Source organism: Klebsiella sp. SWET4, from assembly GCF_024296565.1.
GTDB classification, from domain to species: domain Bacteria; phylum Pseudomonadota; class Gammaproteobacteria; order Enterobacterales; family Enterobacteriaceae; genus Klebsiella; species Klebsiella variicola.
Genome location: NZ_JANCOB010000001.1, coordinates 1,065,808 through 1,090,046, shown reverse-complemented (window position 1 = coordinate 1,090,046; position 24,239 = coordinate 1,065,808). Strand labels below are relative to the sequence as shown.

27 protein-coding genes and 1 pseudogene are annotated in these 24,239 nt (G+C 56.6%); 11 read left to right on the top strand and 17 right to left on the bottom strand.

Annotated features, from left to right (window positions below; all coding sequences use genetic code 11):
* Positions 1-234: 234 nt before the first annotated feature.
* Positions 235-720 carry an AraC family transcriptional regulator gene (locus tag NKJ21_RS05625; protein WP_008804621.1) on the top strand — a complete coding sequence of 162 codons (486 nt, stop codon included), beginning with the start codon at positions 235-237 and terminating at the stop codon, positions 718-720.
* Here the strand turns inward: NKJ21_RS05625 and NKJ21_RS05620 are convergent.
* A complete protein-coding gene (locus tag NKJ21_RS05620; RefSeq protein ID WP_012968037.1) occupies positions 675-1,547 on the bottom strand; it encodes a C40 family peptidase in 873 nt (290 codons plus the stop codon). The two genes, NKJ21_RS05625 and NKJ21_RS05620, sit on opposite strands and share 46 nt — an antisense overlap.
* 340 nt (positions 1,548-1,887) lie before the next feature.
* Here NKJ21_RS05620 and NKJ21_RS05615 point away from each other — a divergent pair, with 340 nt between their 5' ends.
* Positions 1,888-2,235 (top strand): Grx4 family monothiol glutaredoxin, encoded by a 348-nt coding sequence (locus tag NKJ21_RS05615; protein ID WP_002907768.1) that lies wholly within the window; start codon positions 1,888-1,890, stop codon positions 2,233-2,235.
* Positions 2,236-2,282: 47 nt separating this feature from the next.
* On the opposite strand, the gene rnt is transcribed toward NKJ21_RS05615, so the two are convergent.
* The 4 genes from rnt to NKJ21_RS05595 form a co-directional block, all read right to left on the bottom strand.
* Positions 2,283-2,930, bottom strand: a complete 648-nt coding sequence (gene rnt, locus NKJ21_RS05610; protein WP_008804623.1) for a ribonuclease T — start codon at positions 2,928-2,930, stop codon at positions 2,283-2,285.
* Positions 2,931-3,067: 137 nt separating this feature from the next.
* The gene (gene gloA, locus NKJ21_RS05605; RefSeq protein ID WP_002907764.1) at positions 3,068-3,475 is read right to left on the bottom strand and encodes a lactoylglutathione lyase; all 408 of its coding nucleotides are present in this window, start codon (positions 3,473-3,475) and stop codon (positions 3,068-3,070) included.
* Between the two features lie 78 nt (positions 3,476-3,553).
* A complete protein-coding gene (locus NKJ21_RS05600) occupies positions 3,554-4,651 on the bottom strand; it encodes an alkene reductase (RefSeq protein ID WP_012968038.1) in 1,098 nt (365 codons plus the stop codon).
* A gap of 53 nt (positions 4,652-4,704) precedes the next feature.
* Positions 4,705-5,304, bottom strand: a complete 600-nt coding sequence (locus NKJ21_RS05595; protein ID WP_008804625.1) for a TetR/AcrR family transcriptional regulator — start codon at positions 5,302-5,304, stop codon at positions 4,705-4,707.
* 139 nt (positions 5,305-5,443) lie between these two features.
* On the opposite strand from NKJ21_RS05595, the gene NKJ21_RS05590 reads away from it, so the two are divergent.
* The 3 genes from NKJ21_RS05590 (at position 5,444) to sodC (ending at position 7,222) form a co-directional block, all read left to right on the top strand.
* The gene (locus NKJ21_RS05590; RefSeq protein ID WP_008804626.1) at positions 5,444-5,686 is read left to right on the top strand and encodes a DUF1289 domain-containing protein; all 243 of its coding nucleotides are present in this window, start codon (positions 5,444-5,446) and stop codon (positions 5,684-5,686) included.
* Positions 5,687-5,734: 48 nt separating this feature from the next.
* A complete protein-coding gene (locus tag NKJ21_RS05585; protein WP_008804627.1) occupies positions 5,735-6,631 on the top strand; it encodes an aldo/keto reductase family oxidoreductase in 897 nt (298 codons plus the stop codon).
* A gap of 69 nt (positions 6,632-6,700) precedes the next feature.
* Positions 6,701-7,222 carry a superoxide dismutase [Cu-Zn] SodC gene (gene sodC / locus NKJ21_RS05580; RefSeq protein WP_008804628.1) on the top strand — a complete coding sequence of 174 codons (522 nt, stop codon included), beginning with the start codon at positions 6,701-6,703 and terminating at the stop codon, positions 7,220-7,222.
* Here the strand turns inward: sodC and NKJ21_RS05575 are convergent.
* Genes NKJ21_RS05575 through NKJ21_RS05565 form a run of 3 tightly spaced genes read right to left on the bottom strand, consistent with a single transcriptional unit; the run spans position 7,215 to position 10,382 of the window.
* Positions 7,215-9,239 (bottom strand): FUSC family protein, encoded by a 2,025-nt coding sequence (locus NKJ21_RS05575; protein ID WP_064179792.1) that lies wholly within the window; start codon positions 9,237-9,239, stop codon positions 7,215-7,217. The genes sodC and NKJ21_RS05575 overlap by 8 nt on opposite strands.
* Positions 9,239-10,135 carry an HlyD family secretion protein gene (locus NKJ21_RS05570; protein WP_012968041.1) on the bottom strand — a complete coding sequence of 299 codons (897 nt, stop codon included), beginning with the start codon at positions 10,133-10,135 and terminating at the stop codon, positions 9,239-9,241. Before NKJ21_RS05570 ends, NKJ21_RS05575 begins: the two co-directional genes overlap by 1 nt.
* 10 nt (positions 10,136-10,145) lie before the next feature.
* Positions 10,146-10,382 carry a DUF1656 domain-containing protein gene (locus NKJ21_RS05565; protein ID WP_004143834.1) on the bottom strand — a complete coding sequence of 79 codons (237 nt, stop codon included), beginning with the start codon at positions 10,380-10,382 and terminating at the stop codon, positions 10,146-10,148.
* 172 nt (positions 10,383-10,554) lie between these two features.
* On the opposite strand from NKJ21_RS05565, the gene slyA reads away from it, so the two are divergent.
* The gene (gene slyA / locus NKJ21_RS05560; protein WP_008804631.1) at positions 10,555-10,995 is read left to right on the top strand and encodes a transcriptional regulator SlyA; all 441 of its coding nucleotides are present in this window, start codon (positions 10,555-10,557) and stop codon (positions 10,993-10,995) included.
* Between the two features lie 36 nt (positions 10,996-11,031).
* On the opposite strand, the gene NKJ21_RS05555 is transcribed toward slyA, so the two are convergent.
* A complete protein-coding gene (locus tag NKJ21_RS05555) occupies positions 11,032-12,393 on the bottom strand; it encodes a GGDEF domain-containing protein (RefSeq protein WP_117108409.1) in 1,362 nt (453 codons plus the stop codon).
* Between the two features lie 221 nt (positions 12,394-12,614).
* A complete protein-coding gene (slyB, locus tag NKJ21_RS05550; protein ID WP_008804633.1) occupies positions 12,615-13,082 on the bottom strand; it encodes an outer membrane lipoprotein SlyB in 468 nt (155 codons plus the stop codon).
* 268 nt (positions 13,083-13,350) lie between these two features.
* Here slyB and anmK point away from each other — a divergent pair, with 268 nt between their 5' ends.
* The 5 genes from anmK to pdxY all read left to right on the top strand — a co-directional run bounded on the left by anmK (position 13,351) and on the right by pdxY (position 17,925).
* On the top strand, positions 13,351-14,475 hold the full coding sequence (anmK, locus tag NKJ21_RS05545; protein WP_008804634.1) for an anhydro-N-acetylmuramic acid kinase: 1,125 nt from the start codon (positions 13,351-13,353) through the stop codon (positions 14,473-14,475).
* A gap of 92 nt (positions 14,476-14,567) precedes the next feature.
* Positions 14,568-14,891: a C-type lysozyme inhibitor gene (mliC, locus tag NKJ21_RS05540; protein WP_032737110.1), complete on the top strand. Its 324-nt coding sequence runs from the start codon at positions 14,568-14,570 to the stop codon at positions 14,889-14,891.
* 57 nt (positions 14,892-14,948) lie between these two features.
* Positions 14,949-15,605, top strand: a complete 657-nt coding sequence (gene pdxH / locus NKJ21_RS05535) for a pyridoxamine 5'-phosphate oxidase (RefSeq protein ID WP_239270424.1) — start codon at positions 14,949-14,951, stop codon at positions 15,603-15,605.
* Between the two features lie 124 nt (positions 15,606-15,729).
* Positions 15,730-17,004 (top strand): tyrosine--tRNA ligase, encoded by a 1,275-nt coding sequence (tyrS, locus tag NKJ21_RS05530; RefSeq protein WP_012968045.1) that lies wholly within the window; start codon positions 15,730-15,732, stop codon positions 17,002-17,004.
* 60 nt (positions 17,005-17,064) lie between these two features.
* The gene (gene pdxY / locus NKJ21_RS05525; RefSeq protein ID WP_008804638.1) at positions 17,065-17,925 is read left to right on the top strand and encodes a pyridoxal kinase PdxY; all 861 of its coding nucleotides are present in this window, start codon (positions 17,065-17,067) and stop codon (positions 17,923-17,925) included.
* Between the two features lie 42 nt (positions 17,926-17,967).
* Here pdxY and gstA read toward each other — a convergent pair whose 3' ends face one another.
* From gstA to NKJ21_RS05490, 7 genes and pseudogenes are all read right to left on the bottom strand, one after another.
* Positions 17,968-18,573, bottom strand: coding sequence for a glutathione transferase GstA (gene gstA, locus NKJ21_RS05520; RefSeq protein WP_012541527.1), 606 nt, complete (start codon positions 18,571-18,573; stop codon positions 17,968-17,970).
* Between the two features lie 110 nt (positions 18,574-18,683).
* A complete protein-coding gene (dtpA, locus tag NKJ21_RS05515; RefSeq protein WP_008804640.1) occupies positions 18,684-20,189 on the bottom strand; it encodes a dipeptide/tripeptide permease DtpA in 1,506 nt (501 codons plus the stop codon).
* 601 nt (positions 20,190-20,790) lie between these two features.
* Complete coding sequence (gene nth / locus NKJ21_RS05510; protein ID WP_008804641.1) at positions 20,791-21,426, bottom strand: endonuclease III; 636 nt, start codon at positions 21,424-21,426, stop codon at positions 20,791-20,793.
* A 1-nt stretch (position 21,427) separates the two neighbouring features.
* Entirely contained in the window at positions 21,428-22,126 is a 699-nt protein-coding gene (locus NKJ21_RS05505) for an electron transport complex subunit E (protein WP_008804642.1), read from the bottom strand.
* Between the two features lie 2 nt (positions 22,127-22,128).
* Positions 22,129-22,749, bottom strand: coding sequence for an electron transport complex subunit RsxG (gene rsxG, locus NKJ21_RS05500; protein WP_004202852.1), 621 nt, complete (start codon positions 22,747-22,749; stop codon positions 22,129-22,131).
* Between the two features lie 10 nt (positions 22,750-22,759).
* Positions 22,760-23,812, bottom strand: a complete 1,053-nt coding sequence (gene rsxD / locus NKJ21_RS05495; RefSeq protein ID WP_239270416.1) for an electron transport complex subunit RsxD — start codon at positions 23,810-23,812, stop codon at positions 22,760-22,762.
* Positions 23,813-24,239, bottom strand: a pseudogene (locus NKJ21_RS05490) (electron transport complex subunit RsxC); the annotation flags it as partial.

Here is a 24,239-nt window from a genome sequence, read left to right as displayed (position 1 = left end):
AGGAGACGCCGTCTGCGCTTTTCCGACTCTCGCAGGGAAGGTTTAACGTCTTCTGTTTTTTTCTCTGACGATCGCAGCCGCGCATCATGGTTGAGGGTGATATGCCTTTAAAATTAATGACTTAATTAAAATATGCGCCCAGGCAATCGCCGCTATGCCAATAATTCATTGTCTATTTTGCTATTTGTATGACAAATATGACCGCCGACATGAATTTCCCACAGGATGGCTACGATGGCAAAAACAGGTGAGGTGGTGAGCCCGAAGATGATCCCGGTTGTACAGGGGATCGTTGACTGGATCGAAGCCCATATTTTAGACACCCTGCCGGTAAGCACGATTGCGAAAAAGTCCGGTTATTCGCACTGGTATTTCCAGCGGCAGTTCGCCATGGTGACCGGCTGCACGCTGGCGAACTACGTCAGTCGGCGAAAAATGACCATTGCGACAATCTATTTAACGCAGACGCAGGCGTCGATACAGAGTATTTCTCAGTGCCTGGGATACGACGGACAGGCCGCTTTCTGCCGGACCTTTCACCGTCACTTTGGTATGTCGCCCACCCGCTATCGTCGGGAAGCGCCGGGCAAGGAGATGAATATGCAGTATCCTTTGACGGTAGAAGGGAAAGACGCGCAGGTGAGGCGGTCTGCCGCCGTAGCGGCAGACCAGGATCAGCGAATGGTTTTCGGCGTCATGACGCGACGAGCGCCAACATAATGGCGAACCCAGTAATCCTCGCTCAGGGAGGTGATTTGTATATCACGACCTGTGCGTGGTGACTGAATAAATTTCCCGTTGCCGACGTAGACGCCAACGTGGTCGGCAGTACCGCGTCCGCGGGTGCGGAAGAAGACCAAATCGCCGCTCTGCAGTTCATCACGATCCACCGGACGCGCATCGCGCAGGTGGTACATTTCATTAGCCGTACGCGGGATGTGAATTTTAACCAGGTCCTTATAGGCGTAATAAACCAGTCCGCTGCAGTCAAAGCCGGTACGTGGCGAGGTGCCGCCCCAGCGATAGGGTTTACCCAACTGGCCCATCAATTTGTTCATGGCGGTACTTTGCGCTTTCTGCACCCGGACTTTATGGGCGTCGGCGATCGTTAAATTCGCATCGCTGGCCTCAGGTTTACAGCGTTTTTTATAGCCCTTACGCACCACGCATTTACTTTTGACGCTGTTCAGCGCCAGGGTCGGCTCGGCGCTGGCGGCGACCGTTTTCGCGCACTGCTTTTTATAACCTTTACGCAGCACGCATTTTTTCGTCGCGCCGGCGGCCTGACGATGAAGTGCGGTTTGGCTTGCTGCGGTAGTGCGGGAAGGGAGCCGGGTGCTCGAGGACTTTTTACTGGTGGTTTTAGCGGTGGTTTTACTTTTTTGACTGGTAGCTTTTTTCTTGCGCTCTGAGCCACTTTTCGCGGGCAACGCTTTTGGCGAAGCGGAGGCGTGCGTATGCCCTGACGCCTGAGCCAGTGGCGTGAATGAGATAGATGTGAACAGTAATGCACAGAGCGATATCGCGATTTTGTTTAGCCGCGCCACTGAGCAATCCCCTGATTAATTACAGACATGTACAAATGCCTGACGATGAATGACAAACCGGAATGATTCTAAAGCATAAAAACCCGGAAAGTTAATATTCTTTTGTATCAAAAATGTCGATTGGTTAACGATTGCAAGAAAACGCGTCAGACATTGACCGTCTCGCACAGAAAATGCGCAATGAGCGCCCGCCTGCGACGGCAAAATGATATTTTTAAGGCAACTTCGCGCAACAGAAGATAAAATATGAATAGTGAAAAAAATGTTATTATCCGTCCTGCCTACAGGACGCTACAATGACAAGTTACTGCCGTAGAAAGAAGTTTAAGGAAGCACGACAATGAGCTCGACTTTAGAAAAGATCCAACGCCAAATCGCTGAAAACCCGATCCTGTTGTACATGAAAGGGTCGCCGAAGCTGCCAAGCTGCGGTTTCTCTGCCCAGGCCGTTCAGGCGCTGTCCGCCTGTGGCGAACGTTTTGCTTACGTTGATATCCTGCAGAACCCGGATATCCGCGCCGAGCTGCCTAAATACGCCAACTGGCCGACTTTCCCGCAGCTGTGGGTAGACGGTGAACTGGTGGGCGGCTGCGATATCGTCATCGAAATGTACCAGCGCGGTGAACTGCAGCAGCTGATCAAAGAGACGGCGGCGAAGTACCACACCGACGAGCCGAAAGCGGAGTAATTCCCGCCATCCGTAAAAAAGCGACTTCCAGGAAGTCGCTTTTTTTATTACTCCGGGGTGGCCACGGGCAGCGGCCAGCCGCCCAGACGCTTCCAGCGGTTCACAATCTCACAAAACAGCTGCGCCGTCTGCTCGGTATCGTACAGGGCGGAGTGGGCCTGCGCGCCATCGAACGCCATACCCGCGGCGATACAGGCTTTGGACAGCACCGTCTGGCCCAGCGCCAGCCCGCTCAGCGCGGCGGTGTCGAAGGTAACAAACGGATGGAACGGGTTGCGTTTTAGCCCCGCGCGTTCGGCGGCGGTCATGGTGAAGCTGTGGTCAAAGGTGGCATTGTGCGCCACCATGATGGCCCGGCTGCAGTCGCTCTCTTTCATCCCTTTGCGTACCATTTTGAAGATGGCATGCAGGGCATCGTATTCGCTGACGGCGCCGCGCTCCGGGTCGTGCGGGTTAATTCCGTTAAAGGCCAGCGCTTCGGGCTGCAGATTGGCGCCCTCGAAAGGTTCAACATGGAAATGCAGCGTTTCGTCGGGCATCAGCCAGCCTTGCTCATCCATCTTCAACGTAATGGCGGCGATCTCCAGCAGGGCGTCGGTTTTGGCATTAAATCCTGCGGTTTCAACATCAATCACCACCGGATAAAAACCGCGGAAACGGTCGCACAGACCATTCAGTTGAGCATTCTCGGACATCAGATTCTCTTAGCTGGAAAAAAGTAGCGCGCATTATGGCAAATTTTGCCGCGGCTTGCAGCAGGCAGGGGTGAAAACAACGGGCGCCGCAGCGCCCGGGCGAGCCATGGCATTAAAGAGGCCTGGCTCGGGAAGCGTTAGTTGCCCAGACCTTTGCCGGCATCTTTCTCTTCAATGAGCTCGATTTTGTAACCGTCCGGATCTTCCACGAAGGCGATGACGGTGGTGCCGCCTTTTACCGGGCCGGCTTCACGGGTGACGTTGCCCCCGTTCTGGCGGATCCGTTCGCAGGCTTCGGCGGCGTTGTCGACGCTCAGCGCGATATGGCCGTAGGCGGTGCCCAGCTCATAGCTGTCCACGCCCCAGTTGTAGGTCAGTTCGATCACCGCGGTTTCGCTCTCTTCGCCGTAGCCGACAAAGGCGAGGGAGTACTTGTACTCCGGGTTTTCGCTGGTGCGCAGCAGCTTCATGCCCAACACGTTGGTATAGAAGTCGATAGAACGTTGCAGGTCGCCAACGCGCAGCATGGTGTGGAGTAAGCGCATAATGTCCCCTATGCAGTTTATTTGATAGATCAGAACCTTGAGTATAGCGGCGATACGTCGCCGCTATCAATGGAGGGATTACAGCGTAGGGTAGTCGGTGTAGCCTTCCGCGCCGCCGCCATAGAAAGTTTCCGGGCGCTGGGGGTTGAGCGCCGCTTTTTTCTGCAGACGGGCCACCAGATCCGGGTTGGCGATGTAATCGCGGCCAAAGGCCACAGCATCAATGAGCCCTTTATTGATAAGATCGTTAGCTTTTTCTACCGTGTAGGCGCCAGCGCCAATGATCACGCCCGGGAAGCGGTCGCGAACTTTCTGACGGAAGGCTTCGCTGTACGGCTTGCCGCCCGCCCAGTCCGGCTCGGACATGTGCAGATAGGCGATACCGCGTTTCGCCAGTTCGCTAATCAGATACAGCGCGTCTTCTTCTTCGTTCGGGCCATTATCCACATTCTGGAAGCTGCCAATCGGCGACACGCGGATGCCGATCCGGTCAGCGCTCCACTCTTTGCTCACGGCGTCGACCACTTCCAGTACCAGACGGGCACGGTTCTCCACGCTGCCGCCGTACTGATCGGTACGCTGGTTCGCCGACGGCGAGAGGAACTGGTGCAGCAGATAGCCGTGGGCCGAGTGCAACTCAACCAGATCGAAGCCAGCGTCACGGGCATTGCCGACCGCCTGACGGAAATCGTCGACGATCCCCGGGATCTCTTCGGTTTCCAGGGCACGCGGCATCGAGGTGTCGGCGCGAATAGCATGGCCGTTTTCATCGCGCAGGGAGGTGCGAGTACCGGCGCTCAGCGCGGAAGGCGCTACCGGCGCGCCGCCGCCAGGTTGCAGGCTGCTATGGGAAATACGCCCGGTGTGCCACAGCTGGACGGCGATACGGCCATTTTCCGCATGAACACCGGCGGTGATTTTCTGCCAGGCGGCAATCTGCTCCGGGCTGTGCAGGCCCGGCGCGCCGGCATAGCCTTTGGCCTGGGCAGAAATCTGCGTCGCTTCGGTGATGATCAGGCCGGAGCTGGCGCGCTGGCGGTAGTATTCGCCCATCAGCGGGGTAGGGATATCGCCCGGCTCGATGCTACGCAGACGCGTCAACGGCGCCATAAATACGCGATTAGGGACGGTGACCGCACCGACTTTCAACGGGCTGAATAATTTTGCTTCCGACATAGTGACTCCTGAGTAGACCGGTCGTCTAGTAACTGATGAAATAAAAACGCCTGTTATACCGCAGGCGCCGCAATAATCTGTTTGGCGTGGGCAAGGGCGCTTTCCAGCGGCCTTGCGCTACGCGTAATTTTGGCCTGCAGGTTGGCCCCGAGCCACAGGGAATACAGCACCTGCGACAGGGTCATGGCCTCGCCGTCAAACGCCAGACTGCCTTCCTGACGTCCTTTCTCCAGCGCGTCGCCCAGCAGGGCGATAATCTGACTGGCACCATGGTCCATGGCGGTACGCATATCTTCCGACAGGTCGCAAACCTCTGCCGACAACTTGACGGTAAGACAGCCGCTAATAATCCCCTGCTGGCAGAACTGATTCAGCGTGTGCTGATAATAAGCCAGCAGGCGGTCACGATAGTTGCCGTCGCCATGATCGAAGTGGTCGACCAGGCGCTGCAGATATCCGGTGTAGTGATGTTCGAGCAGCGCGACGCCGAAGGCTTCTTTAGAGCGGAAGTAATGGTAGAAAGAGCCCTTAGGCACTTCCGCCGTCTTCAGAAGTTCGCTCAAGCCCATTCCGGTAAAACCGCGATGCATGCAGAGCTGCTCGCCGGTGACCAGGATATGTTCTCGGGTATCGCATTCGCTGTGTCTGTTCATGGAGCACACTGTAGTAGACCGATTGGTCTAATGCAAGCGTCGGCGGAAAAATGTTAGCTGGCGCAGCACGTAGTGAACAAAATTTGCGTCGGCGCGGGGAAACGTCTTCAATGAAAGGAGACGAGGGGACAGGAGGCGTGTGGTGGCAGAGCAGTTAGAGTTTTTCCCGGTGCAGAGCCCGTGCCGGGGAATATGTCAGACCGACGAGCGCGGCTACTGTCGCGGCTGTTTCCGCAGCCGTGAGGAACGTTTTAACTGGCAAACGATGAGCGATGCGCAGAAACAGGAGGTGTTGCGTCTCTGCCGCCAACGGCTGCTGCGCAAAATACGCGCGAACAAGCCGGAACCGGCGGAAGAACCGCAGCAACCCTCACTGTTTTAAACCAAAAAGTACGTATACTCAGTACACTTTTTTATTGAGGAAGCGGTTATGGTTCAGCGTATTGCTATGGCTCCCCAGGGGCCGGAATTTTCGCGTTTTGTGATGGGCTACTGGCGTCTGATGGACTGGAAAATGTCGCCAGGCGAGCTGGTCAGCTTTATTGAACAGCATCTCGATTTAGGCGTAACCACTGTCGATCACGCCGATATCTATGGTGATTATCAGTGTGAGGCTGCCTTTGGCGAAGCGCTGAAGCTGGCGCCGCATCTGCGTAATCGCATGGAAATTGTCAGCAAATGCGGCATCGCCACCCGGGCGCGGGCTGAAAACACCATCGGCCACTATATCACCGACCGCGACCACATCGTGCTGAGCGCTGAGCAATCGCTGCGTAATCTGGCGACGGACCATCTCGATCTGCTGCTGATCCATCGGCCGGATCCGCTAATGAATGCCGATGAAGTGGCTGAGGCGTTCCTCGCGCTGCATCACAGCGGAAAAGTGCGCCACTTTGGCGTATCTAACTTTACCCCAGCCCAGTTCACTCTTCTGCAGTCGCGCCTGCCGTTTACCCTGGCCACCAATCAGGTCGAAATCTCGCCGGTGCATCAGCCGCTGCTGCTCGACGGCACGCTCGATCAGCTGCAGCAGCTGCGTATTCGTCCGATGGCGTGGTCCTGCCTTGGCGGCGGACGCCTGTTCAATGAAGAGGGCTTCCAGCCGCTGCGCGATGAGCTGGCGCAGGTAGCGCATGAGCTCAATGCCGACAGCATCGAGCAGGTGGTCTACGCCTGGATATTGCGTCTGCCCTCGCAGCCGCTGCCGATTATCGGCTCGGGCAAAATCGAACGCGTGCGTTCCGCGATCGTGGCCGAAAAACTTAGCATGACCCGTCAGCAGTGGTTCCGTATCCGCAAAGCCGCGCTCGGTTACGACGTACCGTAACGGGCATTTCGCCTCCGGAAAGGCGTTCCTGGTTTACACTTAACAGGGAGACAGCCATCCGGAGGTGTTATGCAACGATGTATTCTCGCGATCTTATCCCTCGCATTTTGCGCTGGCGCACAGGCCGTCAGTGAAGATGTTCAACTTAATCTCGTGACCCCCCAGGGCGTCGGGCAGTCCATCGGCAGTGTAAAAATCACCGAAACCGACCGCGGCCTCGAGTTCGCCCCCGAACTGCGGGCATTGCCGCCGGGCAAGCACGGCTTTCATATTCATGCCGAAGGCAGCTGCCAGCCGGCGATGAAAGAGGGCAAAGCGGTGGCCGCCGGGGCGGCGGGCGGACATTATGACCCGCAACATACCGGGAAACACGAAGGGCCGCTGGGCACCGGGCATCTTGGCGATTTGCCTCTGCTGGTGGTCAACGACGCGGGCGTGGCCGACCAGCCAATTATTGCCCCACGTCTGAAAACGCTGGATGAGGTGAAGGGGAAAGCGCTGATGGTCCACGTGGGCGGGGATAATATGGCCGACAACCCGCAGCCGCTGGGCGGCGGCGGCGAGCGGTTTGCCTGCGGGGTGATTAAGTAGTCTTTTCGCCAATCGTGCCGGCGATCGGGGCCTGTTCCAGCTGTGACAGGGCGCAATACAGTCGCCAGATTGCGGCGGCCAGCTCCCGGGCCGCTGGCTGATGATGGTGGTTCAGGACGTCGCAGATCCGCAGCAGCTCCTGCAGGGTGGAGGCCAGCGGGCGCTGCTGCACGCCGCGCTCGCTCATCACATCGCGCAGCAAATTGATGCACAGGTCGCGCACCTGGGCGAGGGGATCGGAGCGGGTTTCCCATTCCCGAAGCTGCCAGACGACGTGCGAGCAGTTGAGCAGCACCACCCCCCAACGTAGTAACCAGCGCCGTGCCAGGGCATCTTTACTCTGACTGAGCTGGCTGACATGGTGGTACACCAGCGATTCAAATTCATGTTCGCTGTGCTGGGGATGTCGGCTGAGCTGATCGACAAAGTGACGCCGTAACGCTCTGATATGACGCCGTCCTTTACGGGCATCCGATCCCGGACTGAGCACCGCAAAAGCCAGCCAGGCAAAGCCCACGCCGACAATCTTGCTTAAGTTATCATTGAAAAAAGCCGCATAGTCGTACACCGGCGGATTGGTGACGGAGATAAACGAGCCCATAAACACGATAAGCTGTCCCCACAGGCCGGCATATTTGGGCCACTGTAGCTTGAGCAACTGCATGGTGGTCAGCAGCGGGAACAGAAATAGCAGAAACTGCCACAGGTCGGTTATCTGCACCATCAGGCCGAACTTCACCACAAAACTGAACAGCGACAGCAGCACCAGGGTCTGCATTAGCAGCGTCAGCGATCGAAACGGCGAAGCCGAGACCGAATAGAGCACGCAGCAGATGGAGGCCAGGGTCAGGGCAGCCGCGCAGCTGGTCCACTGGGTGCTGATCCCCCATGCGCCAATCGCCACCAGCGCGCAAAAAGTACGGATGCCATTGAGCAAGGCCTCTGCCTGGTCGGTGTGGCGGGCCAGGGCTGGCGCCGAAGGTACGTTGAACTCGGCGATCGCCGACGCATTCTCTACCCGGCGGATCCAGCGACTGCTTTCCAGATAAATGCGACAGAAATAGCGCAGTCGCGCCCAAAAGGCGATATGACGGTAATCGGCATCCGGCGGCGGCGCCAGAGGCGCCAGAATGCGGGCGACATGATAGCTGTCAGCATGGGGAGCAGCGAGTTCAGCAAGCAGCGACTCCAGCACCTGACGAGTGTTCGCCGGCGCGTCCGGCCAGTTCAGCAACATACGTCGCAGACTGGAAATGACGCTGGTCATTCGGAGCTGCTGATGCAGCAGGTAGTTCAGCAGGGGATTCTGCCGACGGAAGCGGTAGTGACTCCAGAAGGCCTGGATGCGCAGCAGGTTCATGGTGAGGATCTGACCAATCACGCTTTCGTGAGCGGTGCGGATGGCATCCGTCGTCTCCGGCACCCACAGCAGGCTGGCGTGCTCCAGCAGCCGGGCGTGCATGGTTTTCAGGGCCGTCAGCAGGTTGCTGCCGTCGGAGGTGCTGGGCAGGATCATCATCATGAGTCCGCCGCAGAGGATCCCAACGATGACTTCGCAGACGCGCGACTGAGCGATCACCCAAAGTTCGTAGCTGTCGCTGATGTTAATCACCGGAAACGCGATGATGGCGCAGGTATAGCCGGCAAGCTGAAAGGCGTAGGCCACGTTGTTGGTGAACAGCGCGCAGGCCCAGGTGCACAGCGCCAGCCAGCCGGAAATACTGAACAGAAACAGCCAGGGATCGTTCAGCGTATGGCCCGCCAGCAGCAGGGCGGCGCAGGCGCCGAGCAGGCTGCCGGCGATGCGGCCAAAGCTTTTACTGATCACGCCGCCGACGGTGGGAAAGCTGACCACTGCCGCTGAGGTCATCGCCCAGTACGGCTCATCGAGATCCAGCGCGTAGGCGATGCTTAACGCGAGACACATAGCGATGCCGTTACGCAACGCGTATCGCCACTGTGGACGGGTGGCTTTAACCCAGGGCAGTGTGCACCACGACAGGGCCTGCAGATTCATTACTGCCCGCCGATCGAGACAGTGCAGGTGGTGCCGGAGACCAGAGTGACGTCCGCCGGTAGCTCATTAAAGGCAATCCGCACCGGAACGCGCTGCGCGAGGCGTACCCAGGGGATATTCGGTTTGATGTTGGCCACCAGCCCGGTTCCCTGTTCCACGCTCTGATCGACAATTGCTCGGCCGATGCTGGCGACATGCCCGTGCAGCGTCTGCTGATTACTGTAGAGAATAATCTGCGCCGGATCGCCGATGCGGATATGACGCAGTTTGGTCTCTTCAAAGTAGCCCAGCACGTAAAACGAGTGGCTGTCTACCAGAGCAAAGACCGGGTGGCCGGTAGTGGCGTAATCGCCGACGCGGGTGGAGAGGTTGGTCACCCAGCCGTCCACTGGCGCTTTGACCGTTGTTTGGCTTAGCTGCCATTGCGCATGTTTCAGCATCGCTTCGCTGACGCCCAGTCCCGCTCTGGCGGCCGCCAGGTTGGTGGTGGCCGTATTCAGCGCGGTGTTGACATTCTCAAGATCTTCAGCCGAGATCGCATTCTGCGACAGGTTGCGACGACGACGTGCCTCGCTGGCGGCCTTCGTTTGCTCAGCCTGCGCTTTCGCTACCTCGGCTTGCGCTTTCGCCTGCTGCGCCTGGGCGTTCAGCACGGCGATACGGTAGGGGGTGTCGTCGATAGTGAACAGAACATCCCCGGCGTTGACCCGTTGGTTGTCCGTCACGTTCAACTGCAGAATGCTACCGGAGACCTGAGGGGTGATCCCGACCTGCTCTGCACGCACTTTGCCGTCGCGGGTCCAGGGGGACTGGGTGTAGAAATTCCATAACAGCCATGCGGCGATCAGGGCGATGGCCGCAACCAACAGCGTTGACAGATATTTTAGTTTTTTCATAGCAAGGAGATCACCAGGCAATCAGTAACACCAGGGCCAGACAGACCGAGAGCGCGAACAGGGAGAGATCCATCAGCAGGGGATGCCAGATGTCGCCGGCATACATCCAGTCACGCAGCTGACGATGTAAAAACAACCAGATAAAAAAACCTAATAAGACGGCTTTGAACAGCGGAGGGAAATAGACGGACGCGCCGAACACCAGGTCCTGCAGCGGCAATCCGGATGTGTTAAGACTCAGTTTCACAAGCAAAAATCCTTTGCCATTACAGGGGTAACCTCAGAGCGTGCTACGCTATAACAGTGTAAATCATTGTTTTGGTTTTTGTTGAATCAAGTAATTCATTTGTTTTGATAATTCAAATGCTGCACACTATTCTAAAATCAGTATAATAACTTAGCAAGCTAATTATAAGGAGATGAAATTGGAATCGCCACTTGGTTCTGATCTGGCACGTTTAGTCCGCGTTTGGCGCGCGCTAATCGACCATCGCCTGAAACCTCTGGAGTTAACGCAGACTCACTGGGTCACGCTGCATAACATCCACCAGCTGCCGCCTGAGCAGTCGCAGATCCAGCTGGCGAAAGCCATCGGCATTGAACAGCCGTCGCTGGTGCGCACGCTCGATCAGCTGGAGGAGAAAGGGCTTATTTCTCGCCAGACCTGTTCAAGCGACCGGCGGGCCAAACGCATCAAGCTCACTGAAAAAGCTGAACCGTTGATCAATGAGATGGAAGAGGTGATAGGCAAGACCCGCGATGAAATCCTGTCGGGGGTCTCAAAGCAGGAAGTGGAAACGTTGCTCCACTTAATTCGTAAACTTGAACAAAATATCCTCGATCTCCAGGCAAAAGATTAATTTTTTAGCGGCCCGGGTTGCCCCGGGCCGTTTTTTTTAGTCGCCAGGGTGACGCCAGACCACCACCCGATTACGCCCGCTGTTTTTCGCTTCATACATGGCCGCATCTGCGCGCTCGACGCACGTTTCTGCGCTCACGCTTCTATCGCGCGTCGTATACAACCCCATACTGATGGTCATTCGCTCCGGCAGAGGGTGTTGCTCAGCGTTGACGACCAGGCGGATACGCTCGGCGATCGCCAGGGCGTCTTTCTCGGCGGTGTTGACCAGCAGCAGGGCAAACTCCTCACCGCCAATGCGGGCAGCAGCGTCATCCGCGCGCGAATGGTTCTCCAGTACCGAGGCGGCAAACTGGATCACCTTGTCGCCGGCGACGTGGCCATAGTTATCATTGATGCGTTTGAAATGATCGAGGTCACTGATAATCACTGACAGCGGATGCTGGGGGTTTACCTTCGCCAGCTGCTGGTTCAGGGTGTCGTAGAAGAAGCTGCGGTTATAAAGCCGGGTCAACGGGTCGCGAATCGAGTTCTGGTACGAGTTGACATACTTATGGTTAGACTCACGGTAGAGCATAAAGACGTCGACCAGCAGCACCAGAATCAGGAACAGGGTACAAAGCGTTTCGAAAAAACGCGCCTGGTACCAGGTCTGATCGAGGTCCCCGGCGGTGGAGACTAGCTGGAAGAGGGTGTAAAGATAAGCGCTGCAAAAAAAAGCGCCGCTAAACCAGAAAATATTGCGTAATTTACTCAGGCTAATTAATAAAATAAGCGTGATAAACCAGATAGCCATCAGCAGCCAGCCGATAATACTTTGCCACAGCGGCGTGAAGGTATGGCTAAGATCGTCGATAAAATTGACGCTCAGCCACGGCGAGTGGCTGGAGTACACCCACGATAAAAAAATAATTGTTAATGTAAAAACGATACATGCCGCGAATGTAATTATGTGTGCTTTCAGCGAGTGCATGATGCGCTGGCGGAAGTAATACAAAACAATAGATGACATGAATAATACAGCCATCATTATATTGCGAAAGAAATAATAGATAACGGCGTCATTTTGATTAATGACCGGGGTCGTGCTGCAGGTAAGCCAGTCCGGATAGCTGCTGAGGGTGCCCAGCATCAGCAGCGCTGAACAGGCAAAGCCGAAAGCAACAGGTGTAAGGTACAGGCGGCGCTTGCTGCTCCAGTATTTCATGCCCATAAAACAGGCAATAGTAATATGAAAGACCATCAGAAAGCTGGTCAGTAGAGGAAATAATATTGATGAGGTAGTGCTGAAACTGGTATGAAAAAAAGCGGTCACTCCGGCAATGCCGAACCCGGCCAGTAAGCAAATAAAAACATATATAATAAAACGTTTAGCAACATGATTGACATGTTTGAGCATAGGCAAGATCCCAGAGAGAAAAGCAACAGCGACGTTCAGTCGACAAAGTATTATGACAATCTGAGAGTAGTGGGGGCGGTGAGATAAGATATTGCGCAGGCGCAATGATTGATGAACTACTTGAATATAATATATCTGATTGCTAATACGAATCTATTACGGTGGAATAACCGCGGCTGAAAAATACGATGCGGCGCAACGGGCCGCATCGCAAGGGGGGGTTATCGAGGAGAAACGGTGACCTGGCTGCCGCTGCCGGCAATGGCGACGCGCTGACCCACAGAGAACGGCGTGCTGCCCTGTTTCTGCACCACCAGAATGGTGTTGCCATCATCCTTACGGATTTCCAGTTCTACGCCCTGGGTTTTGTTCATTGCACCCTGAACGCCCTGGCCTGCGACGCCGCCCGCGACAGCGCCAGCCGCGGTGGCAAGAGAGCGTCCGGTACCGCCGCCGATGGTGTTGCCGAGGAACCCGCCGAGCACAGCACCGCCAATGGCGCCGATGGCATTGCTGTCGTCGCCGCTCTGGATCTGCACGGCGCGCGTATGCACAATCGTACCGTAAGTTACGCTCTGCACCTGTTTGGCTTCAGATGCGGAATAAACGTCGCCGGACAGGCCGCTGCTGCTCACGCAGCCTGCGAGCGTAAAACCAATCATCGATACAGCCAAAACACGTAAAATCATTTATGAATCTCCTGTTCACCGAAGGTGTTCAATTGAACGTCCATACGGTTAATTATATGGCATTTAGTCGCCGGCGGGCATAGCTTCCACCCTGACTATACAAAAAATAATAATTAATGATGCTTCAACCTAAACTAAACGCCGGTTCTTTACGGTGTTCTCTGAAATGTCGCTCTATTGTTAAAAAGTATTATAACAACATAGCATTAGCGGGCGCTTTATGGTGGAGTGAGGCGTATACGAGGGTCATGGAATGAAGGAAAAACGTATGAGATCGGGTCGCTTTATTGGCGTTATGTCCGGTACCAGCCTTGATGGTATCGATGTCGTATTGGCCGCCATCAACGAAAACATCGTGGCGCAGCAGGCCAGTCTCACCTGGCCCATACCACACCCAATAAAAGAAGAGATCCTTGCGATTTGCCAGGGCCAGTCGTTGACCCTCTCACAACTGGGGCGTCTGGACACTCGTCTGGGGCGGCTGTTTGCCGATGCCGTACTGGCGCTGATGCGCCAGGAAAATCTCAAGCCCACCGACGTTATCGCTATCGGCTGCCATGGACAGACCGTATGGCATGAACCGCAAGGCGATGCGCCGCACACGCTGCAAATCGGCGACAACAACCAGATCGCCGCGCATACCGGAGTCACGGTGGTGGGGGATTTTCGCCGACGTGATATGGCGCTTGGCGGGCAGGGGGCGCCGTTGGTCCCGGCATTTCATCATGCGCTGCTGGCGCATCCCATTGAACGGCGGATGGTGCTGAATATCGGTGGCATCGCCAACGTGTCGCTGCTGGTGCCGGGGCAGCCGGTGCGCGGCTATGATACCGGGCCGGGAAATATGTTGCTGGACGCCTGGATCTGGCGTCAGCAGGGTAAACCGTATGATAAGGATGCCCAGTGGGCCAGCGAAGGTAAAGTGCTGCTGCCGCTGCTGCAGGACATGCTGAGCGATCCGTGGTTTGCTTTACCGGCGCCGAAAAGCACCGGTCGTGAATATTTCAATTACGGTTGGCTGGAAAAACATCTGGCCCGTTATTCGGGACTGCGTGGGCAGGATGTGCAGGCCACGCTGGCGGAATTAACCGCTGTGACCATCAGTGAGCAGGTATTGTTAAGCGGCGGCTGCGAGCGTTTGTTAGTGTGCGGCGGCGGCGCGCGTAACCCCTTGTTAATGGCGCGCCTGGCGGCACTGCTGCCGGGAACCGAAGTCTCCACCACCGATGAGGCGGGGATCAGCGGCGATGATATGGAGGCGCTGGCCTTTGCCTGGCTGGCCTGGCGCACGCTGGCCGGGCTGCCGGGTAATCTTCCCTCAGTGACCGGCGCCAGCGAAGCCACGGTGCTGGGCGCCATTTTCCCGGCTAACCCGCCGCAGAATCGGAGTTAACTGAAATCTTAAACACGGCGCGACCGGTAAACTGGACAAGTTAAGCGGAGGGCGGAGTGCCCTCCGTGACCGGGAAAGTCGAAGGCAAACGAATGAAAAAAATTCTTATCGCAGTTATACCTTTTATGCTGGCGGGCTGTAGCTACTACAACCAGTTTGTCGAGCGGATGCAGACGGACACGCTGGAGTATCAATGCGACCAGAAACCGTTAACGGTCCATCGCAATAATACCCGCCAACAGGTGAGTTTTATCTATGATAATCAGCAACTGAACCTGGCTGAGGGGCTGTCGGCTTCGGGGGCGCGCTACACCGACGGCGTCTACGTCTTCTGGTCGAAGGGCGATACCGCTACCGTCTATAAACGCGATCGCATCATCCTCGATAACTGTCAGCTGCAGACGGCCAAACGTTGAGATTTCTGTCGGGGGGGCGCACAATAACGCCACCTTATGACTACATCCTCAATGGCCATGTCTGATAACGACGAACTCCAGCAAATCGCGCACTTGCGCCGTGAATATACCCGTGGCGGTTTGCGTCGCCACGATCTTCCTGCTGAACCCCTGCCGCTGTTTGAACGCTGGCTGCGTCAGGCCTGTGACGCGAAACTCGCAGACCCGACCGCGATGGTGGTTGCTACCGTTGATGAGCGCGGCCAACCTTACCAGCGTATTGTGCTGCTGAAGCATTACGATGAAAAAGGGCTGGTGTTTTATACCAACCTTGGCAGCCGCAAAGCCCATCAGATTGAAAGAAATCCCCAGGTGAGCCTGCTGTTTCCGTGGCATATGCTGGAGCGCCAGGTGATGGTGATCGGCAAAGCGGAGCGCTTGTCGACGCTGGAGGTGGTCAAATATTTCCACAGCCGTCCGCGCGATAGCCAAATCGGCGCCTGGGTCTCCCAGCAGTCCAGTCGCATTTCCGCCCGCGGGATCCTGGAGAGCAAATTCCTCGAGCTGAAGCAGAAATTCCAGCAGGGGGAAGTGCCGCTGCCGAGTTTCTGGGGCGGATTCCGCGTCAGCGTCGAGCAGATGGAGTTCTGGCAGGGGGGCGAACATCGGCTGCATGACCGCTTTTTATACCAGCGTGATAATGGCGCCTGGAAAATAGACCGCCTGGCACCGTAAACGCCGAAATTAGTTATCGAAGCGCTGGCGCTGAAAGGGCCGGCGCTTTATTCTATGTACTTTTCGCATCTGGCGAAAAGTCGTGTACCGGCAGAGGTGCAGTCGTTTATACATGGAGAATTTGATGGCAAGCAGTAACTTGATTAAACAATTGCAAGAGCGGGGGCTGGTAGCCCAGGTGACGGACGAGGAAGCGTTAGCAGAGCGACTGGCGCAAGGCCCGATCGCGCTCTATTGCGGCTTCGATCCTACCGCTGACAGCTTGCATTTGGGGCATCTTGTTCCATTGTTATGCCTGAAACGCTTCCAGCAGGCAGGTCATAAACCTGTAGCGCTGGTGGGCGGCGCAACCGGTCTGATTGGCGACCCAAGCTTTAAAGCCGCTGAGCGTAAGCTAAATACCGAGGATACCGTGCAGGAGTGGGTGGATAAAATCCGCAAACAGGTGGCCCCGTTCCTTGATTTTGACTGTGGCGACAACTCGGCGATCGCGGCGAACAACTATGACTGGTTTGGCAGCATGAACGTGCTGACCTTCCTGCGCGATATCGGCAAACACTTCTCTGTTAACCAGATGATCAACAAAGAAGCGGTGAAGCAGCGTCTGAATCGTGACGATCAGGGTATCTCCTTTACCGAGTTCTCCTACAACCTGCTGCAAGGGTACGACTTTGCCTGCCTGAACAAGCTGCACGGCGTAGCGCTGCAGATCGGCGGCTCCGACCAGTGGGGCAACATCACCTCCGGTATCGATCTGACCCGTCGCCTGCACCAGAACCAGGTGTTTGGCCTGACGGTTCCGCTGATCACCAAAGCAGATGGCACCAAATTCGGTAAAACCGAAGGCGGCGCCGTGTGGCTGGATCCGAAGAAAACCAGTCCGTACAAATTCTACCAGTTCTGGATCAACACCGCGGATGCTGATGTCTATCGTTTCCTCAAGTTCTTCACCTTTATGGACATGGCGGAGATCAATGCTCTGGAAGAAGAAGACAAAAACAGCGGTAAAGCGCCGCGCGCCCAGTACGTGCTGGCAGAGCAGGTGACGCGCCTGGTCCACGGCGAAGAAGGCCTGGAAGCGGCGAAGCGCATTACCGAAAGCCTGTTCAACGGTAACCTGAGCGACCTGAGCGAAGCAGATTTCGAACAGCTGGCGCAGGATGGCGTGCCGATGATCGAAATGGAAAAAGGCGCCGATCTCCTGCAGGCGCTGGTGGATTCCGAGCTGCAGCCGTCCCGCGGTCAGGCGCGTAAAACCGTTGCCTCGAACGCGGTGACCATCAACGGTGAAAAACAGGCCGACCCGGAATATGTATTCAGCGACAGCGACCGTCTGTTCGGCCGCTACACCTTACTGCGCCGCGGTAAAAAGAATTACTGCCTGGTCTGCTGGAAATAAAAAATAAAACCAGGGCGTGGGAAACCACGCCCTTTTTCTTTTTAGGGTTGTGGTAAGAAAATGAAGAACATCCTCGCCATTCAGTCTCACGTTGTGTTTGGCCACGCCGGCAACAGTGCCGCCGAGTTTCCGATGCGCCGTCTGGGCGCCAATGTCTGGCCCCTGAATACCGTTCAGTTCTCCAACCATACGCAATACGGTAAATGGACCGGTTGCGTGATGCCGCCTTCACACCTGACGGAGATCGTCCAGGGCATTGCCGACATCGACAAGCTGCAGACCTGCGATGCGGTTCTGAGCGGCTACCTCGGTTCCGCTGAACAGGGCGAGCATATCCTCGGTATCGTGCGTCAGGTGAAAGCGGCCAATCCGGCGGCGAAGTACTTTTGTGACCCGGTGATGGGCCATCCGGAGAAAGGGTGCATCGTCGCGCCCGGCGTGGCGGAATTCCACGTGCGTTATGCGCTGCCGGCCAGCGATATTATTGCGCCGAATCTGGTTGAGCTGGAGATCCTGTGCGGTCATCCGGTCGCCAGCGTCAGCGAAGCGGTAGCTGCTGCGCGGGAGCTGATTGCCCAGGGGCCGGAGGTGGTGTTGGTTAAACATCTTTCCCGCGCCGGTCTGAGCATGGATCGTTTTGAGATGCTGCTGGTGACGGCCGAAGAAGCCTGGCATATCAGTCGGCCGCTGGTGGATTTTGGCCTGCGTCAGCCGGTTGGCGTCGGCGATGTGACCAGTGGACTGCTGCTGGTGAAACTGCTGCAGGGTGCCAGCCTGCGCGATGCGCTTGAGCACGTTACCGCCGCGGTGTACGAGATCATGCTCACCACCAAAAACATGCAAGAGTATGAACTGCAGGTGGTGGCGGCGCAGGATCGCATTGCCGTACCGGAGCACTGCTTCAGCGCCACCCGGCTGTAACTCCCCGGGCCTGCCCGACGGTCCGCCGGGCAGGTTCAGGCCTTATTTTAAGCCTTCAGCCGCCAGTGCGGCCGCCACCGCCGGACGCGCTGCCACCTGCGCCATCCAGCTGCCGATATGACCATAGGCAGCCATATCCAGTTTTATGCCATAGCCCCAGCGCAGCACGGTGAACAGATAGCCATCGGCGATAGTAAAGCGATGGCCGGTCAGCCACTGTTTATCTTCCAGCGACGTATCAACATACTGCAGTTTCTTCTCGAGCAACGCCCGCGCGACAGGCTTATAGTCTTCCGGGGTATCCGGGCGGAACAGCGGGGTAAAGCCTTTATGCAGCTCGGTGGCCACGTAATTCAGCCACTCCAGGGTCTGGTAGCGGGCAATGGAGCCCACTGGCGCCAGCAGATGGCGGTCCGGCACCTGATCGGCGATGTACTGCATAATAGCCACGCCCTCAGTGAGCAGGATGTCATCATCCAGCAGCAACGCCGGCACCTGACCTTTCGGGTTGATCAGCAGATAATCATCCCCGTTTTCCAGCCGTTTTTTGGCCAGGTCCACGCTCTGCAACGTGAAATCCAGGCCGCTTTCGCGCAGGGCGATATGCGAGGCCAGGGAACAGGCGCCGGGTTTGTAGAACAGTTTCATGCGTAACTCCTCGTGGCTGCAGTTTTCTGTATGTTAGTCCCGCCAGGGGTAAAAAAAAAGCCGCTAACCTAACGTTAGCGGCTTAAAAATAATTGGTTTTCCCTGCGGCGTCAGGCTGCCGCGGTTTCGCGTGCTTTCAGGTCCGCGCTGTCGTCCTGAGTCATACGGTTCAGCTTCGGCGCCGTGAGCAGCATCAGGGCGGCGATAACCGCGGTGACGATACCAATCTGCAGGAACACGTGGCCGTACACTTCCAGCGACACCAGCGGATCGGTGACGTTTTCCGGCACCGCCATCAGGTTGGCGATTTTCCCGGCGATGATCGCCGCGCCGGCGGTAGTGAGGAACCAGCTGCCCATAATGAAGCCCATCAGACGCTGCGGAACCAGCTGAGCGACCATCGCCAGGCCGAGGCCGGAAATCATCAGCTCACCAATAGACTGCAGCGCGTAGCTCAGAATGAGCCAGTTAACCGAGACGATGCCGGCGTCGCTGGCGAACTTCGCCCCTAAAGGCAGGACGAGGAACGCGCCGGAGCACAGTACCATGCCGATAGCGAACTTGTGCGGCATCGGCAGGCGGTCGCCCATCTTGTTATAAATGGCTGCCAGAATAGGGCTACCAATCATGATCCAGAACGGGTTCAGCGCCTGATACTGTTCCGGTTCGAAGGCGATACCGAGGATCGAGTGCTCAACGTTACGAATCGCGAAGAAGTTCAGAGAGGTCGGCATCTGGCTGTACAGCACGAAGAAGACAATCGCTTCTACCATCAGCAGGAAGGCGACGATCATTTTACGACGCGCGGCACCTTTCAGACCGATGGTTTCTTTGGCGAAAATCACGACGATACCCAGTGCGACGACGCCCAGCACCATACGTGCGATGCCCTGGTTGTGCAGCAGCCAGGTGGCGATGGCGACCAGCACCACCACGCCAGCGATGGTCGCCAGCAGTTTGCCCATGTGTACCGGGGCAAAGTCCGGTTTCGAACCGTACTGTTTTACCCATTTCTGGCAGAAGGCAAAGTTAATAATCGTGATCACCATCCCCACCACGCTGAGGGCAAACGCCACGCTCCAGCCGAAGCGAGCGGCCAGCCACGGGGTTGCCAGCATCGAGAAGAACGAACCGATGTTGATGGACATGTAGTACATGGTGAATGCACCGTCCAGACGGGGATCGTTTTTGTCATAGCAGGTAGAAAGCAGGGAGGACGGGTTGGCTTTGAACAGGCCGTTACCGACGGCGATGGTCGCCATACCCATATAGACGATGGCAGCATCATGGCCGGACCAGGCCACCAGCGCATAGCCGATGGCCAGCACGATAGCGCCCAGCATGATGACACGTTTGGTGCCCAGCACTTTATCGCCCAGCCAGCCGCCAATAGCAACCAGACCATAGACCAGCGCGCTAAAGGAGGAGAACAGAGTAATGGAATCCGCTTCCGACATACCCAGCTGTTTTACCAGGTAAACGGCCATGATCCCTTGCAGGCCGTAATAACCAAAACGCTCCCATAACTCGATCGAGAAAATGAGATAGAACGCGCGTGGTTGTTTGAAAGCGTTCAGACTCACGCTTTCTGCTGGTTTATTGTTTGCAGTAGACACATATACCTCTTTTTTTACATCCCATATTTACTGGGGGGTGTTCGGGGCGCAATCTCGTTGGACCGCCGCCTTTATAGTTATTTTGGGAGGGAAAACGGCAGGTAATGTTCACTATCCTGGCGCATCAGGCAAGGCCTTTGTAATAAACTGTTACACATAATGTGGATGGCATAATGCTCCGGACATCTGAATGTTATCCAGAGTTAAATTTCACCGTTTCGTTATGATTGCTATTTTTATCTTTTTCATCAGTCTGATTTCGTTAAAAAGGCGATATATTCTACTGATTGACCTTATGGGTAGTGATATGGTCCATTATCCTAAAAATTAATGGTCTATTATCCTGGTAATCTTTGCTCAATCGTTGTATTGCCTGACATTTGTTTTCATTTTCACAACATGTAATCAACATAAAGTTGCGAGCATGATCTCGATCACAAATGTATAGAAATTTTGCATCGAGAAAAAATGAAAGCACTGATTGTTCGTTATATAGCCGGATTATTACCCACCATAAGAGACATTTTCTGGTGTTAACGGCTGGTTAAATGCATAAATTCGAGCCATAACTCAGGGTTAAGTTATGGCTCAGAAGAAGGGATCAGGCGTAGACTTTCTCTTTAAATTCGCAGAGGTCTTCAATCAGGCAGGAGCCGCAGCGCGGTTTGCGGGCAATGCAGGTATAACGTCCATGCAGGATCAACCAGTGATGACAGTCGACCTTAAACTCGGCGGGGACCACCTTCAGAAGCTTCTCTTCCACTTGCTCAACATTCTTGCCAGGGGCGAATTGCGTCCGATTGCAGACGCGGAAGATGTGCGTGTCCACGGCGATGGTCGGCCAGCCAAAGGCGGTGTTTAGTACCACGTTGGCGGTTTTACGGCCCACGCCGGGCAGCGCCTCCAGCGCCGCTCTGTCTTCCGGCACCTCGCCGTTGTGCTGCTCCAGCAGGATGCGGCAGGTTTTGATGACGTTTTCCGCTTTGCTGTTAAACAGGCCGATAGTCTTGATATACGATTTCACCCCATCCACCCCCAGCGCCAGCATCGCTGCGGGCGTATTGGCCACCGGATAGAGTTTGGCTGTCGCTTTGTTGACGCTGACATCGGTGGCCTGCGCAGAAAGCAGAACGGCAATCAGCAACTCGAACGGCGAACTGAAATGCAGTTCGGTAGTGGGATGGGGATCGTTTTCCCGCAGCCTGGTGAGGATCGCCAGGCGTTTGGCTTTGTTCATGTTACGCTTTCCCTGTCACGTCAGACGGGGCGACAGAAACGGCCCGGGCCGCTTGCGCCTTCCGCTGCTTGCTACGTTCATCGATGAGGTATTTTACCGCCAGCATCATGCCGAGGCCAATAAAGGCGCCTGGCGGCAGCATAGCCAGCAGGAAGGGGGTATCCGTATGGAAAACCTCGATGCGCAGCACCTTTGCCCAACTACCAAGCAGGCTGTCGGCGCCGTCAAACAGGGTGCCATTGCCAAGGATCTCGCGCAGGGAGCCCAACACAAACATCGCGCAGGTGGCGCCCATGCCGATAGAAAAGCCATCCAGTGCCGACAGCGCCGGCCCTTTTTTGGCGGCAAAGGCTTCGGCGCGGCCGACCACGATGCAGTTGGTCACAATAAGCGGGATGAAAATCCCCAGCGACTGATAGAGGCCGAAGGCATAGGCGTTGATCAGCATCTGCACGACGCTCACCACCGAGGCGATGATCATCACGTAGATGGGGATCCGGATCTCCGCCGGCGTCCAGCGGCGCAGGCTGGAGATGGTCAGGTTGGTTAAGGTTAGCACCAGGGTGGTCGCCAGACCCAGCCCGAGGGCGTTGGTGGCGGTCGAGGTGACCGCCAGCAGAGGGCACATCCCTAACAGCTGAACCAGGGCGGAGTTATTTTTCCACAGGCCCTGGACGATGACGTCTTTAACTTCGCTCATGGTCATTCTCCACAGGCGCTGAATTCAGGAAGTTGCGCAGGCAGCGTTTGTGCATACAGGCCTGCGCGCTTAACGGCATTGACCACCGCCCGGGGGGTGATGGTGGCGCCGGTGAACTGGTCAAAATCGCCGCCATCTTTTTTGACCGCCCAATGGCTGTCGCCCTGACCGTGGATGACTTTCCCGGCAAAATGGGTGATCCAGTCCGACAGGCGAAGCTCGATTTTATCGCCCAGGCCCGGCGTTTCATGATGCTCGGTCACGCGGGTGCCGAGGACCGTGCCGCTAAAATCGGCAGCAACCAACAACTGTATTGCCCCGGAATAGCCATCCGGCGCGGTGGCTTCCATCACCGCGCCGATCGGCTGGTCGTTATTTTTGGCTATCCACACTTTATGCTGGCCTTTGCCCAGCGCCGGGGCGCTGACCAGATAGCAGCTCTTGAGCAGATCGTTATTATAGCGGTCGGCGGGTAAGACCTGATCAAATAACGCTTTCTGCTGCAGGGCCGCCTGCTGATCGATAGTGCTTTTCGTCAGTTCATTGATCGCCGCCGTCAGCCCGGTGGATCCGGCGGCAAACAGCGCCAGCGTGACGCCGTGTTTTCGCATCGTTTTTAACATCATCGCTCTCTCAACGGTGGCCGTACACGCGCGGGCGCGTGTAATAATCGATCAGCGGCACGGTAATATTCGCCAGCAGAACGGCAAATGCCACGCCATCCGGGTAACCGCCGAAGCTGCGAATAAGCCACACCAGCAGGCCGGCGAGGGCGCCGAAGATCAGGCGGCCGCGGTTGGTTGTTGAAGCCGTCACCGGGTCGGTCAGAATAAAGAAAGCACCGAGCATGGCGGCGCCAGAGAACAAATGCATCTGCGGCGACGCCAGGCTTTGCGGCGAGAATAACCAGCCGAGGGTGGCACACAGCCCAAGGCTAACGAGAAAGCTGACCGGAATATGCCAGCGGATCGCTTTCTGCCACAGCAGGAACAGACCGCCCGCCAGCCAGGCGATATTCACCCACTGCCAGCCGAGGCCCGCCAGTACGCCACCGTAAACCGGCAATTGCAGCACCTGCTGGACGCTATGCCCGGCATGCAGAGAGGTTTTAAAGGTATCCAGCGGGGTGGCCTGGCTGATGCCGTCGATACCCAGTCGCAGGCTGGCCATGTCGCCCCCGGCGGCGGTATGCCCGGTGAAGATCATCTGCAGCACATCGCTGAACGCCGGAACCTGGGCGGCAATTTCATATGAAGGCAGCCAGGAGGTCATCTGTACCGGGAATGAAATCAACAGCACGACGTAGCCGATCATCGCCGGGTTGAAGGGGTTATGGCCTAATCCACCGTACAGCTGCTTGGCGATCACCACGGCAAAGGCAGTGCCGAGCACCACCATCCACCAGGGGGCCAGCGGTGGAATACTCACCGCCAGCAACAGGCCAGTGAGCAGGGCGGAGTTGTCCTTCAGGGTCGCCACAATATGCTGTTTGCGCAGTTTGAGAATAGCGGCTTCCGTTGCCCAGGCCGTCAATGCGGCGAGGACAATCTGCAGTACGGTACCCCAGCCGAAAAACCAGGTCTGGACCACAATGCCAGGCACGGCGGCGAGCAGCACCAGCAGCATAATACGCGAGGTCTGCCGCTGGTTATGGGTATAGGGGGAGCTTGCGATTCTGAAAACCATTTATTCCTCGTTAACTGCCTGCTGTGTTGCTTTACGCGCCTGAACGCGGGCGATAGCCGCGGCGACGGCCGCTTTGCGTGGGTCGTCATTGGCTGCGGCTGACGCGAGATCCGGTTGTGCGGCCTGTTGTTCGGCTTTGCGCGCTTTGGCGCGGGCGATGGCGGCTTCCACCGCGGCTTTACGCGGGTCGACCGGCTCGGCTACCGGGGCTTCCACCGGCGCAGCCTGCTGTTCGGCTTTACGCGCTTTGGCACGGGCGATGGCGGCTTCCACCGCGGCTTTACGCGGGTCGACCGGCTCGGCTACCGGGGCTTCCACCGGCGCAGCCTGCTGTTCGGCTTTACGCGCTTTGGCACGGGCGATGGCGGCTTCCACCGCGGCTTTACGCGGGTCGACCGGCTCGGCTACCGGGGCTTCCACCGGCGCG